We start from the raw sequence: 13,039 nt of genomic DNA on the forward strand, positions 1-13,039 counted from the left end.
CCCCGCTGTGCCTCACGCTATACCCCCGACTAAAAACAGCGCTCGGGTGATCCCCCCCCCCGCGGCGTCACCGTCACCTGAACAGGGTGCCGCCGCTGCAGTTTGTGCGAAATCTCCGGGTATCGGCCGATCCCGGGTGGCCGAAAATCGGCGCTTCAGCTTTTCCCCGGCGTCTTCCCCACCGCCTTTCCCATCGCCCGCGTGAGCTCGATCTCGATCACCACCCGGGACGGGTTCGGCGACGGTGTCCGCTCGTAACGCTCCGCGTACCGGCGCTCCGCCTCGGCGACCCGGTCGCGTTCGACGCGTACGAACGCCCGGCCCTCCAGCGTCGCCCAGCGCCGCCCGTCCACCTGGCACACGGCGACCCGCGCGCCCTGGGGTCCGGCGGCCAGGACGTTCGCCACCTTCGTGCTCGACTTGTTCGCGATGACCCGAGCGAGCCGTGCCTCCGGGTCGTATGTCACTCCGACAGGGACGACGTGCGGGCTGCCGTCGGGGCGGAGGGTGGTGAGGGTGCACAGGTGCCGTTCCCGCCAGAAGCTGAGATACGACGTGTCGGGATCGCCCGGGTCGACCGGGTGGGTGGCCATGGCCCGGAACTTAGCCCCTCGATCCGCCCCGCCACTGCCTTGAGTGGAATAGACTCAACTTTGTGCACGTTGACCGTGTCATTCCGTGCACGAAGGTCGTAGGAGGAGGAGTACCGGAACGTGGACGCCGAGCTGACCAACAGGAGCCGGGACGCGATCAACGCGGCCAGCAACCGTGCCGTGACCGGGGGGCACGCCGATCTGACCCCGGCGCACCTGCTGCTCTCGCTGCTTGAGGGGCAGGACAACGAGAACATCACCGACCTGCTGGCGGCCGTCGACGCGGACCAGGCCGCCGTACGGTCCGGGGCCGAGCGGGTGCTCGGCTCGCTGCCGAGCGTGACCGGGTCGACCGTCGCGCCGCCGCAGCCCAGCCGCGAGCTGCTCGCGGTGATCGCGGACGCGGGTGAGCGCGCGAAGGAGCTCGGCGACGACTACCTCTCGACCGAGCACCTGCTGATCGGCATCGCCGCGAAGGGCGGCGCGGCCGGGGACGTACTCTCCCAGCAGGGCGCCAGTGCGAAGAAGCTGCTGGACGCGTTCCAGAAGAGCAGGGGAGGGCGCCGGGTGACCACACCCGACCCCGAGGGGCAGTACAAGGCGCTGGAGAAGTTCGGTACGGACTTCACGGCCGCCGCGCGCGAGGGCAAGCTCGACCCCGTCATCGGGCGGGACCAGGAGATCCGGCGGGTCGTCCAGGTGCTGTCCCGCCGCACGAAGAACAACCCCGTGCTGATCGGCGAGCCCGGCGTCGGCAAGACCGCCGTCGTCGAGGGGCTGGCGCAGCGGATCGTCAAGGGGGACGTGCCGGAGTCCCTCAAGAACAAGCGGCTGGTCGCGCTGGACCTCGGTGCGATGGTCGCGGGGGCGAAGTACCGCGGCGAGTTCGAGGAGCGGCTGAAGACCGTCCTCGCGGAGATCAAGGACTCCGACGGCCAGATCATCACCTTCATCGACGAGCTGCACACCGTCGTGGGCGCGGGCGCCGGCGGCGACTCCGCGATGGACGCCGGCAACATGCTGAAGCCGATGCTCGCCCGCGGCGAACTGCGCATGGTCGGCGCGACGACCCTCGACGAGTACCGCGAACGCATCGAGAAGGACCCGGCGCTGGAGCGCCGCTTCCAGCAGGTGCTGGTCGCCGAGCCGAGCGTCGAGGACACGATCGCGATCCTGCGCGGACTCAAGGGCCGCTACGAGGCCCACCACAAGGTCGTCATCGCGGACAGCGCACTGGTCGCCGCCGCCACCCTCTCCGACCGCTACATCACCTCCCGCTTCCTCCCCGACAAGGCGATCGACCTCGTCGACGAGGCGGCGTCCCGTCTCCGCATGGAGATCGACTCGTCCCCCGTCGAGATCGACGAACTCCAGCGCTCCGTCGACCGGTTGAAGATGGAGGAGCTGGCCCTCGACAAGGAGACGGACGCGGCGTCGATCGAGCGGCTGGAGAAGCTGCGCCGCGACCTCGCCGACCGCGAGGAGGAGCTGCGCGGCCTCAACGCCCGCTGGGAGAAGGAGAAGCAGTCCCTCAACCGCGTCGGCGAGCTGAAGGAGAAGCTCGACGAACTGCGCGGCCAGGCCGAACGTGCCCAGCGCGACGGCGACTTCGACACCGCGTCCAAACTGCTCTACGGGGAAATCCCTTCCCTGGAAAGGGACTTGGAGGAGGCCTCGCAGGCTGAGGAGGAAGCTTCCAAGGACACGATGGTCAAGGAGGAGGTCGGCCCCGACGACATCGCGGACGTCGTCGGCTCCTGGACGGGTATCCCCGCAGGCCGCCTCCTGGAGGGCGAGACGCAGAAACTCCTGCGCATGGAGGAGGAGTTGGGCCGCCGCCTCATCGGCCAGCGAGAGGCCGTACAGGCGGTCTCGGACGCAGTACGGCGCACCCGCGCGGGCATCGCGGACCCGGACCGCCCCACCGGCTCGTTCCTCTTCCTGGGCCCAACAGGCGTAGGGAAGACCGAACTCGCCAAGGCGCTCGCGGACTTCCTCTTCGACGACGAGCGGGCCATGGTCCGCATCGACATGTCGGAGTACGGCGAGAAGCACAGCGTGGCCCGGCTGGTCGGCGCCCCGCCCGGATACGTCGGCTACGAGGAGGGCGGCCAGCTCACGGAGGCGGTGCGCAGGCGCCCGTACTCGGTGATCCTGCTCGACGAGGTCGAGAAGGCGCATCCCGAGGTCTTCGACGTCCTGCTCCAGGTGCTGGACGACGGTCGGCTGACGGACGGTCAGGGCCGCACGGTCGACTTCCGCAACACGATCCTGATCCTCACCTCGAACCTGGGCAGCAACTTCCTGATCGACCAGACCACGGGCGAGGACGAGAAGAAGGAGCAGGTCCTTCAGGTGGTCCGGGCGTCCTTCAAGCCGGAGTTCCTGAACCGGCTGGACGACCTGGTGGTCTTCTCGGCGCTCAACAGGGAGGAGCTCGGCCGTATCGCGGCGCTCCAGATCGGCCGCCTCGCCAAGCGCCTCGCCGAACGCCGCCTCACCCTGGAGATCAGCGACGAGGCCCTGACCTGGCTCGCCGACAACGGCAACGACCCGGCGTACGGGGCGCGCCCGCTGCGGCGCCTCGTCCAGACGTCGATCGGCGACCGGCTCGCCAAGGAGATCCTGGCGGGCGAGGTCAAGGACGGGGACACGGTGCGGGTGGACGCGTTCGGGGACGGGCTGATCGTGGGGCCGGCCACCGGGAAGACGCTGTGACGCCCGGTGTTCGGGTCGTGACGTCCGGCGCTCAGTAGGAATTCGCGTCGAAGGTGACGAGGGCGGTGTCCCCGGCGGACCCGCCCTCGTAGCGCACGCTCACCGTCACGTCGTAGGCGCCGGACGTGCGCGGGTCGTGGACGACGCGGACGCACAGGTCGCCGTCCGCCTCGCAGGGGATGCTCGCGCCGTCCGGGAACGACTCGGTCAGCCAGCCCCGTACCGCCGCGCGCGGCATGCGGAAGGTGCCGTCGTACGCCTGGCCCTGCCAGGTGTACGAGGTGCAGGCCTCGTCCCGGGTGTCCTCGGGCAGGGTGGCGCCGGAGAAGTCCATGGCTTCGGCGCAGCCCACTGTGCGGACGGTGTCGGGAGGGTCGTCACTGGAGGCGGCGTAGAGCATCGCCCGCACGAACCACCAGCCCGCCCACACCACGATGACCAGGCAGATCGACCACAACCCCCACAGCAGCCACCGCATCCCCTTCCGCATGTGCATGACCGTATCCGGTCAGCCCGTGGCGGACAGGTCCGTCAGGGGTTGCCACCCCCCTCCCCGCATGGGGGAGGATGGCGGAATCCGTACGAAGGGAAATACACGGTGAGCATCGACCCGTCCTCGATTCCGAACTTCGGGGGCCAGCCCGAGCCGAACCCCCAAGGACCGGCGGGCCCCGTCGTCCCGGATCAGGACCTCGTGAAGCAGCTCCTCGACCAGATGGAGCTGAAGTATGTCGTCGACGACGAGGGTGACCTCGCGGCGCCGTGGGAGCAGTTCCGTACGTACTTCATGTTCCGCGGTGAGGACGACCAGCTGGTCTTCTCGGTGCGGACGTTCTACGACCGTCCGCACGACATCGACGTCAAGCCGCAGCTGCTGGAGTCGATCGACGACTGGAACCGACGCACCCTGTGGCCCAAGGTCTACACGCACACCCATGACGACGGCACCGTCCGTCTCATCGGTGAGGCGCAGATGCTGATCGGCACCGGCGTCGACCTGAACCACTTCGTGTCCTCGACGGTCAGCTGGGTGCGCGCGGCGATCGAGTTCGACCGCTGGCTCGTCGAGCAGCTCGGCCTCACCGAGGACGTCGACGAGGCCGTCGAGAAGCCTGAGGACGACGAGGAGTAGTCCTCGTCGTCCTCGTCAGTACCGCACTACCTGCCCGAACATAACGACGACGCCCGTCCACAGCCTGTGGACGGGCGCCGTCGTTACGTCAGGACCCGCTTCGCCGCCGGATCAGCTGACCTTGACCGTCCACGACGAGGAGTACGTGTCCGTCAGATCGGTGGTACCCGGGCGGTAGACCCGTAGCGTCCACGTCCCCGCGCGGGAGAAAGTGATCTTCGCCGTGGCGCTGCCGCCGGTGGAGAGGGTGGCGCTGGTGAGGGTCACCCAGGTGCCGTTCTTCTGGCGGGCCTGGAAGCGCAGTGCGGTCCCCTTGACGTAGGGGGAACTGAGCGCGGTGAAGGACACGGGCTTGCCGTGGACCGCCTTGGCGGCCGGCCTGCTGACCGTGAGTACGGCCTTGACGTGCGAGGTCAGGGTCTTGCTGGTCGAGGACGCCCACGTCAGGTTCTTCGCCGCGGTGACGGCACGCCAGGCGCCGTTGTACTTGGCGGTCGCGCTGTAGGAGGCCTTGCCCGTGCTGTCCGCGGTGACGGTCGCCTGGGTCTTCCAGACGGTGGTTCCCGCCCGCTTGTACTGGAAACCGACCTTGGCGCCCGCCGCGGGCTTCGCGCCGGTCTGGGCCACGGTGGCGGTGAAGGTCGCCTTGCTGCCGTAGCCGCTGGTGGCCGGGCCGGTCAGCTGGGTCGTCGTGGCGGCCAGGACGCGCAGCGGCATGCTGCTGACGGTGGTGTCGCCGTACTGGGAGACGGTGGTCAGCGTGACGTCGTGCACCCCGGTGGTGGTGGTCTTCCAGGTGCCGGAGGGCTGGGTGGGATAGCTGCCGGTGGCGAACGTCGTGCCGTCGGCGTCGAGGGTCCAGTGCTCGGCCCGGCTGACGCCGTCGGCCGCGGATGTCGTGGCGGCGAACTTCCAGCCGCTGCCCGCCACGGGAAAGTCCTGGAAGCCGTCCGTCCAGTCCGGCGCGACCTCGGACACCACCCTGACCGGCAGGTCCGCCCGGCCGTGGGCGCCGCGGTTGTCGACCGTGTCGAACGTCAGCGTGTGGGCGCCGTAGGGGAGTTGGCCGAGGTCGGCGTAGAAGTCACTGGTGTCGCCCTCGTAGACGTAGGCGCCCACCGGCGTGGTCGCCTGCGCCTTGCCGTCGACCGACACGGTGGTGCTGACCGGGTAGGCGTAGTTGAGGTTGGACGGGAACGCCTTGTCGAGCGGCGACGTGTACGCGTACTGCACCTTCACCGGTGTCTCGCCCGGGTGGATGACGGTGCCGAGCTTCGGCGTGACGGTGAAGCCGTGGTCGACCAGGGTGTCGGCCCGGACCGGGGAACCCGCGCGGCCGTCCTTGTCGTAGGCCACGACGTAGACGCCTCCGGCGTACAGGCCGGCCGGGACCGCGCTCGTGTCCAGTGCGGTGGTCCACGTCGTGCCGCTTGCCGGGGCGGTCAGGTCGACGGGGTCGGGCCAGGCTCTGCTGGAGCTGAAGTACCGCACGCGCGAGACGCCGTTGCCGCCGGTCGCGGTGGCTCGCAGGGACAACTCGCCGTCCGCGGACAGGCCCACGGGCTGGTGGCCGCTCCAGGCGTCCGCGCCGGGCAGATCGGGCAGGGTGACGGTCGGCCGCCCGTTGTCGACGGTGACGGCGGCGTCGGCCGTGACGGTCCGCGGGCGGGGGCTGTCCACCTCGATGTGGAGGGAGTTCGCGCCGTCGTTCACCAGCGGAGCGGCCACTCCGTTCGTGGCGCCTCCGAACTGCTGGGTGGCGGCGGTGTCCAGGGTCGCGTGCAGGGTGCAGGAGGGCAGGCAGTCGCCCGGGCTCAGAGTGAAGGTCTGCCTGACCGCGCCGGTGCCCTGGTATTCACCGCTGCCGGCGATGTCGACCACGGCCTGGGTCGGCTGGTCGTCCGGGTCCGCGTGCACCGTGAAGGTGACATCCGTCGTGCCGGTGACCGTCTGCCCGGCGCTGACCGTGCCGTCGCCTCCGGCGTCCGAGGAGATGCCGTCGACCGTGATCACGGCACCGGTGTCGTCCGCGACGGCCACCGACGTGGGCACGACGGCGCACAGCACCGTGGCACTCGCGGCAACGGCGAGCGATCTGACAGATCGGGATATACCCACGTCTCTCCTCCTGGGCCTGCCCCCTGGCCCGGCGGAGGCGCCGGATGCCGTCCGCCCGCGGCCTCCGCTCGGGGCCCGGTCGCATGGCGGACCCGGGAACGAGAGGCGGAGCGCGGACCGTCCCCGAGCCACCCTGCGGGGGCCGGGAGTCGGTGGTCTGCGCGGCGGCAGTGTGAAGATCTTGAATGGACCCCGATGGGGTGTCAAGAACCTCGCGATTTGTCCCAAGGAGTGGGAGGGCCACGGACACGGCTCCACCCGCACCCGCACCCGCACCCGGAGCCGCGCCCCACCGAACCCGTCCCACGCCCCGGCTTCCCGCGGGACGGCGTCAGCGCGCGAACGCTTTGTGAAGCCGGCCCACCGCTTCCTCCAGCACACCCACCCGCTTGCAGAACGCGAACCGTACGAAGGGCGCGCCCGCCTCCCGGTGGTCGTAGAAGACCGCGTTCGGGATGGCGACGACACCGGCGAGTTCCGGCAGCGCGCGGCAGAAGGCGAAGCCGTCGGTCTCCCCGAGGGGGCGGATGTCCGTCGTGACGAAGTACGTGCCCGCCGGGCGGAAGACCTCGAAGCCGGCCTCCGCCAGGCCCGTCGCCAGGACGTCCCGCTTGGCCAGCATGTCCGCGCGGAAGGCGTCGAAGTACGAGTCCGGCAGCGCCAGCGCCTCCGCGACGGCGTACTGGAAGGGCCCCGACGCCACGTAGGTCAGGAACTGCTTCGCCGACCGTACGGCCGTCACCAGCGCCGGCGTCCCCGTCACCCACCCGACCTTCCAGCCCGTGAACGAGAACGTCTTGCCCGCCGAACCGATCGACACCGTCCGCTCCCGCATCCCCGGGAACGTCACCAGCGGAATGTGCTCGGCCTCGTCGAACACCAGATGCTCGTACACCTCGTCCGTGATCACCAACAGATCGCGTTCTACGGCGAGTTCGGCGATGGCGGCGAGTTCCTCGCGGGTGAGGACGGTGCCGGTCGGGTTGTGCGGGGTGTTGATGAGGAGGAGGCGGGTGCGGTCGGTCACGGCGGCGCGCAGCTCGTCCAGGTCCAGGCGGAAGCGTCCCTCGGAGGGGCGCAGGGTGACCGGTACGCGGGTGCCGCCCGCCATCGCGATGCAGGCCGCGTAGGAGTCGTAGTACGGCTCGAACGCGACGACCTCGTCGCCGGGTTCCACCAGGGCCAGCAGCGCCGCGGCGATCGCCTCCGTCGCGCCGGCCGTGACCAGGACCTCGGCGTCGGGGTCGTAGGAGAGGCCGTAGCGGCGCTGCTGGTGGGCGGCGATCGCGGTGCGGAGTTCGGGGACGCCGGGGCCCGGCGGGTACTGGTTGCCGCGTCCGTCGCGCAGTGCGCGGACCGCCGCCTCGCGGATCTCCTCGGGGCCGTCCGTGTCGGGGAAACCCTGGCCGAGGTTGATCGAACCGGTCTTCAGGGCCAGGGCGGACATCTCGGCGAAGATCGTCGTCCCGAACTCGGCGAGCCGGCGGTTGAGGAGGGGGCGTGCGGTGGAGGTCATGCCCGTCATCCTGCGCCCAAGCTCTGGACTTCCTCAACTCTGCTTTGGCAGGTGAGACGGCCGGGCATCCCTGCTTCACGCACCAACCGGGGCGCCCACGGGGGGCCGCTTCGGGGGAACTGGAAGGAGGGTGACGTCATGTTCTTCTTCGTCATCCTGGCGGTGATCGCAGTCGCCTTCATCGGAATGATCGTCCGCGCGGGGCGCAGGGACAAGCTCAGCAAGGGACCGGGCCGCCGGAGCGGGCTCTACGGCGGGAGCGCCGCCGGTACGAGCAGCAGCTGGTGGGCCGGAGACGGGGGTTCGTCGTCCTCGGGCGGCCACTCCGGAGGGCACCACGGGGGCCACCACTCCTGTGGCGGCGGGCACTCGTCCTGCGGGGGCGGCTCGTCGTGCGGCGGGGGGTCGTCCTGCGGGGGTGGGGGCGGCTGCGGCGGGGGCAGCTGAGCCGGACGCGGTGACAGCTGACACGGGGCAGCCGAGCGCCGCCGACGGGGATGGTAAGGGGGTCGTGGCGTCCGTCGGGAGACGGTTCCCGGCGGGCGCTCCGGCGTGCGCCTGACACGCCTGGGCGTACGCCCTGGTTGAACAGTTGAGCTGTGCAGCCCCCTGAGGGATGGAAACCCCACGAAGTTGGGTAAAAACGCTGTGGTGGCGCCACCGCTCATGATTCCCTCTAAATCGCCAACGCAGCCCCAACGCAAGCCCTCGGGCGCCTGCAGACACCTTCTCCTCACTGGGCCGACCGGGCCGATGTCCCGGTGTCGGCCGAGGTGTGCCGGACCCCCACACCTCTCCTCACCTCCCCTTTCTTTGCGTGCTAGCGGAGCCGATCCATGCTCACGACCCTGAAGACCTCCTACACCGATACGCGCGCGGCCGACCTCGCCTGGACCCTGGGGCGCGAGCCGCTTCCCGCTCTGGCCACGCTCGATCTCGAACTGGCCGGTGCGAAGCTCCAGTTGAGACTGCTCGGCGCATCCCACCAGGTACTCCTGGACGAGGAGCGGGGCAGCTGTTCGGAGACGGTCGCGTGCATCCCGGGTTCCAGCACACCGCTGCCGCTCGGGGTGGCCAAGCGGGTCGGCGACTGGGAGTACGAGTTCGCGGCCCGGGTCGAGGTGCTGTCCCCGGGGCAGTTCGCGGGCCGTGCCCAGGAACTGCTGGCCCTGGTCGCCGACCATCCCAACGGCCTGGCCGGGGTCTTCCCCGGCAGCCCGCACGCCTTCACCGCGATGCTCGCCCAGCGGCACGAGGGCCAGGTGCACTGGCGCACCTGGCACGCGTATCCGCAGGACGGGCAACTGGTGGCGACACGGACGCGGGTGGGGGTGCGAGTGCCGGTGGGCCATGCCCTGCCGTCGCCGGTGTGAGCCGTAGGGGTCGCGTGTCCGGGCTGTACGGCCGACACCGACCCCGGTCGCTGTAAACACATTCCACACGTGTGGGTGACGAAGCGTGCCCGTCTTGTGACGTAACGTCGCAGCGTGATCGAACCGCACGCGCCGGCCCGGCCGGGTACCCAGCCACCGTGGGCAGGCCCCGCGCGGCTGCCCGTACGGCCGGGCACGGGCCGGTTCCTGGTGCTCGCGGGCGTGTTCGTCTGCGCGGCCTGCGGACTCGTGTACGAACTCGAACTCGTCGCCCTCGCCTCGTACTTGATCGGCGACTCGGTCACCCAGGCGTCCGTCGTCCTCTCCGTCATGGTCTTCGCGATGGGCATCGGCTCGCTCGCCGCGAAACGGCTGCGCTGGCACGCGGCGGCCGGTTTCGGCGCGGTCGAGGCGGCTCTCGCGCTGATCGGCGGATGCAGCGCGATGGCGTTGTACGCGGTCTTCGCCTGGACCGGGAACTGGGGCGGGCTGTGGGCCCAGGGCCCGCGCTGTCTCCTGGTCGCCTTCTCGCTCGCCATCGGGCTGCTGATCGGCGCGGAGGTTCCGTTGCTGATGGAGCTGATCCAGCGGATCCGCCGCCAGGACGCGGGGGGTGCGGTCGCCGATCTGTTCGCGGCGGACTACGTCGGCGCGCTGGTCGGCGGCCTGGCGTTCCCCTTCCTCCTGCTGCCCTTCCTGGGCCAGCTGACCGGCACCCTGCTCACCGGCACGGTCAACGTGGTCGCCGGCGGCTCCCTGGTCCTGGGCCTGTTCCGCCGCGACCTCTCCCGCCGGGGCCGCTGGCTCCTGGTCATCGCCAACCTCACCGTCCTCGGTCTGCTCGCCTCCGCCGCCGTCCTGGTCGACGACTTCGAACGGGCCGCGCGGCACGCGGTCTACGGCAAGGACGTCCGCGTCGCGCTCCAGACCGACGTCCAGGAGATCGTCCTCACCGGCGGCGACAACGGCCGCCCCCTCGACCTCTTCCTCGACGGCCGCCTCCGCGTCAGCGGACGTGACGAGAACCGCTACCACGAGGCACTCGTCGCCCCCGCGATGAACGGCCCCCACGCGCGCGTGCTCGTCCTCGGCGGCGGCGACGGCCTCGCCGCCCGCGAGGTGCTGCGCCACCGGGGTGTGCGCCGCGTCGACATCGTCGAACTCGACGCGGGCGTCGTCCGGTTGGCCCGCCACGACTCCGCCCTGTCCGCCCTCAACGGCCACGTCTACGACGACCCGCGCGTCCACGTGAGTACGGGCGACCCCTTCGACCGGCTGCGCGCGGTCCGCCCGGGGACGTACGACGTCGTCGTCGCCGACCTCCCCGACCCCGGCATCACCGCCAGCACGAAGCTGTACTCCCAGGAGTTCTACGGCCTCGCCCGGCGGGCCCTCACCGGCCGGGGGCGCCTAGTCGTGCACGCGGGTCCCGTCTCCTCCCGGCGCCATGTCTTCTGGACGGTGGTCTCGACGGTTCGCGCGGCCGGGCTCCACCCCGTTCCGTACCGGGTGGGCGGCCGCGCCTCGGGGTTCGCGGCGGGGCCCGACCGGACGACCGGGACGTCTCGGGCTCCGGGGGACTGGGGGTTCGTGCTGGCGACCCGGGGGGTGGCCCCGGTGGAGCCGGGACCGGGGCTGGCGAGCGAGGAACGGGCGGCGGAGCGGACGAGGGTGCCGGGGCTGGCGGCTTCCACGTTGGTGCATCCGCGGTACTGATCTCACACGGGGGCTGTGTCCGATAGCCCGTCCGGCGTTTGAGGACGAGGCCGTTCAGGCCGAAGGGGGGCCTGGGGGCGCAGCCCCCAGGGACGCTCGCATCAACACGCAGGCACTTCTGGGCAACGGCAGGTGTACCCCCGGTCAACCTAGGTAGGCTCGGCAAGCATGGAGCATGAGGTGCACGTTCCGGTTACCCCCGAACGACTGCGGGACGCCCTCGCGGCCCCCGCCCGGGTCGCCCGCGCCGTCCCCGGCTTCCAGCAGGACGCCGGTACCGAACCCGTCGCCGGACGCCTGAAGGTCCGCGTCGGCAGCCACTCCGTCACCTACCGGGGTGCCGTGCGCGTCTCCGCCCAGGACGACGGTACGTACGCTGTGGAGGGCGACGCGACCGAGGCCCGCGGCACCGGTTCCGTGAAACTCGCGCTCACGCTGCGCGTCCGCGCATCCGACGGCGGCTCCACCCTCGTCTTCGACGGTACGGCGACGGCGGACGGCCGGATCACCGAACTGGCGCCGGACGCGGTGAGGTCGGCGGTGACCAGGCTGCTGGACCGGTTCGCGGAGAACCTGGGGGCGGAAGCGGAAGCGGATGGGGAAGGGGAAGAGGGAGCGGAGGAACCGGGTCCGGCCGAACTCGCCGACCCCACCGCCATGTTGGAGACGCTGGACACCGAGGTTCCGGCTCAGCCCCTGGACCCGCTGGCCGACGAGCCCGACGACATCGACGACATCGACGACATCGACGACCCCGCGGGCGACATCGGCGGCCTGGACGAACCCGGACCCCACGTCTCCGAGACCTTCGCCGACACCTCCGAACCTCCCGCCGAAGCCGCCCACGCGCGCCGCACGATGATCGGCCGCAGCGCGGAGGAGGTCGACCACGCGCCCCCGCGCGGCCGTTACGCCCCCGTCCCCGCCCCGCAGACCGTGTCGACGAACGCCACCCTCCGCTGGGCGGCCCCCGCGGCGGCGGTGATCGTGGCCTCGGCGATCGTGGTCAACAGGGTGTTGCGCAAACGCCGTTGACGGGTTGCCGTTCGCCCTCTTGATCCGCCCAGTAGGGTCGTGCCGTGAGTGACGAAGAGATCACGCTGACCGCGGGCGACGCGGAAGTGACGGTGCAGCCGGGCAACGGCGGCCGTATCGGAGGGCTCCGCGTCGGCGGCACCGAACTCCTGCGCCAGGGCGAGCGGTTCGGGTGCTTCCCGATGGTCCCCTGGTGCGGGCGGATCCGCGACGGCCGCTTCCGCGACGGTACGACCGTCCGCCAGATGCCCCTCAACTCCCCGCCGCACGCCATCCACGGCACGGTCCGCGACGGCGCCTGGCGCACCGCCCGCAGGTCGTCCGACGAGGCGGTCATCACGTACGACCTGGTCGAGCCCTGGCCCCACCCGGGCCGCGTCACCCAGGCCGTCGCGCTGACCGCGGACTCCCTGACGCTCACGATGGCGGTCGAGGCCTACGACGACTCCTTCCCGGCGCAGATCGGCTGGCACCCGTGGTTCCACCGCAACCTCGGCGGCGAGGATGTGACCGTCGACTTCAGCCCCGCCTGGCAGGAGGAGCGCGGCGACGACCACCTCCCCACCGGCAAGCGCATCGACCGCAGGCCGGGCCCCTGGGACGACTGCTTCGGCATGCCCGGCGGCGTCGACGTCACGCTGACCTGGCCGGGGCAGCTGGAGCTGAAGGTGACCAGCCCGGAGGAGTGGGTCGTCGTCTACGACGAGCAGGAGGCCGCCGTGTGCGTGGAACCGCAGACCGGCCCGCCGGACGGCCTGAACACCCTGCCCCGCCTGGTCACCCCGATCGAGCCGCTGGAAGCCACGATGACCTGGGCGTGGACCCGCCTCTAAGCTGG

Annotated in this window: 11 protein-coding genes; 7 read left to right on the plus strand and 4 right to left on the minus strand. The window is 71.0% G+C overall.

Features of this window, described 5'->3' with window-relative positions; all coding sequences use genetic code 11:
- Positions 1-155: 155 nt before the first annotated feature.
- Positions 156-593 (minus strand): pyridoxamine 5'-phosphate oxidase family protein, encoded by a 438-nt coding sequence (locus tag ACGFY9_RS02160; protein ID WP_393751034.1) that lies wholly within the window; start codon positions 591-593, stop codon positions 156-158.
- A gap of 120 nt (positions 594-713) precedes the next feature.
- Here ACGFY9_RS02160 and clpB point away from each other — a divergent pair, with 120 nt between their 5' ends.
- Positions 714-3,311: an ATP-dependent chaperone ClpB gene (gene clpB, locus ACGFY9_RS02165; RefSeq protein ID WP_393751036.1), complete on the plus strand. Its 2,598-nt coding sequence runs from the start codon at positions 714-716 to the stop codon at positions 3,309-3,311.
- Positions 3,312-3,342: 31 nt separating this feature from the next.
- Here clpB and ACGFY9_RS02170 read toward each other — a convergent pair whose 3' ends face one another.
- Positions 3,343-3,801, minus strand: a complete 459-nt coding sequence (locus tag ACGFY9_RS02170) for a hypothetical protein (protein WP_393751037.1) — start codon at positions 3,799-3,801, stop codon at positions 3,343-3,345.
- A 108-nt stretch (positions 3,802-3,909) separates the two neighbouring features.
- Between ACGFY9_RS02170 and ACGFY9_RS02175 the strand changes: the two genes are divergently transcribed.
- Complete coding sequence (locus ACGFY9_RS02175; RefSeq protein WP_393751039.1) at positions 3,910-4,443, plus strand: YbjN domain-containing protein; 534 nt, start codon at positions 3,910-3,912, stop codon at positions 4,441-4,443.
- 111 nt (positions 4,444-4,554) lie between these two features.
- Here ACGFY9_RS02175 and ACGFY9_RS02180 read toward each other — a convergent pair whose 3' ends face one another.
- Both ACGFY9_RS02180 and ACGFY9_RS02185 read right to left on the minus strand, forming a co-directional pair.
- On the minus strand, positions 4,555-6,561 hold the full coding sequence (locus tag ACGFY9_RS02180) for a hypothetical protein (RefSeq protein ID WP_393751041.1): 2,007 nt from the start codon (positions 6,559-6,561) through the stop codon (positions 4,555-4,557).
- Positions 6,562-6,892: 331 nt separating this feature from the next.
- Positions 6,893-8,086 (minus strand): pyridoxal phosphate-dependent aminotransferase, encoded by a 1,194-nt coding sequence (locus tag ACGFY9_RS02185; protein WP_393751042.1) that lies wholly within the window; start codon positions 8,084-8,086, stop codon positions 6,893-6,895.
- 129 nt (positions 8,087-8,215) lie between these two features.
- On the opposite strand from ACGFY9_RS02185, the gene ACGFY9_RS02190 reads away from it, so the two are divergent.
- The 5 genes from ACGFY9_RS02190 to ACGFY9_RS02210 all read left to right on the plus strand — a co-directional run bounded on the left by ACGFY9_RS02190 (position 8,216) and on the right by ACGFY9_RS02210 (position 13,034).
- Positions 8,216-8,524: a hypothetical protein gene (locus tag ACGFY9_RS02190; RefSeq protein ID WP_393751044.1), complete on the plus strand. Its 309-nt coding sequence runs from the start codon at positions 8,216-8,218 to the stop codon at positions 8,522-8,524.
- A gap of 389 nt (positions 8,525-8,913) precedes the next feature.
- Complete coding sequence (locus tag ACGFY9_RS02195; protein ID WP_393751046.1) at positions 8,914-9,450, plus strand: DUF2617 family protein; 537 nt, start codon at positions 8,914-8,916, stop codon at positions 9,448-9,450.
- Between the two features lie 114 nt (positions 9,451-9,564).
- Positions 9,565-11,166 carry a polyamine aminopropyltransferase gene (locus ACGFY9_RS02200; protein WP_393751048.1) on the plus strand — a complete coding sequence of 534 codons (1,602 nt, stop codon included), beginning with the start codon at positions 9,565-9,567 and terminating at the stop codon, positions 11,164-11,166.
- A gap of 168 nt (positions 11,167-11,334) precedes the next feature.
- Positions 11,335-12,201 (plus strand): SRPBCC domain-containing protein, encoded by an 867-nt coding sequence (locus ACGFY9_RS02205; RefSeq protein ID WP_393751049.1) that lies wholly within the window; start codon positions 11,335-11,337, stop codon positions 12,199-12,201.
- Positions 12,202-12,245: 44 nt separating this feature from the next.
- A complete protein-coding gene (locus ACGFY9_RS02210; protein WP_393751051.1) occupies positions 12,246-13,034 on the plus strand; it encodes an aldose 1-epimerase in 789 nt (262 codons plus the stop codon).
- Positions 13,035-13,039: the final 5 nt, after the last annotated feature.

It is taken from the genome of Streptomyces sp. NPDC048504 (assembly GCF_043200035.1).
Taxonomy (GTDB): Bacteria; Actinomycetota; Actinomycetes; order Streptomycetales; family Streptomycetaceae; genus Streptomyces.

Excerpts from the sequence above, each read along its gene's own strand:
- ACGFY9_RS02160 (WP_393751034.1), bottom strand. The coding sequence starts at position 593 with ATGGCCACCCACCCGGTCGACCCGGGCGATCCCGACACGTCGTATCTC.
- ACGFY9_RS02170 (WP_393751037.1), bottom strand. The coding sequence starts at position 3,801 with ATGCGGAAGGGGATGCGGTGGCTGCTGTGGGGGTTGTGGTCGATCTGC.
- ACGFY9_RS02185 (WP_393751042.1), bottom strand. The coding sequence starts at position 8,086 with ATGACGGGCATGACCTCCACCGCACGCCCCCTCCTCAACCGCCGGCTC.
- ACGFY9_RS02190 (WP_393751044.1), top strand. The coding sequence starts at position 8,216 with ATGTTCTTCTTCGTCATCCTGGCGGTGATCGCAGTCGCCTTCATCGGA.
- ACGFY9_RS02195 (WP_393751046.1), top strand. The coding sequence starts at position 8,914 with ATGCTCACGACCCTGAAGACCTCCTACACCGATACGCGCGCGGCCGAC.
- ACGFY9_RS02205 (WP_393751049.1), top strand. The coding sequence starts at position 11,335 with ATGGAGCATGAGGTGCACGTTCCGGTTACCCCCGAACGACTGCGGGAC.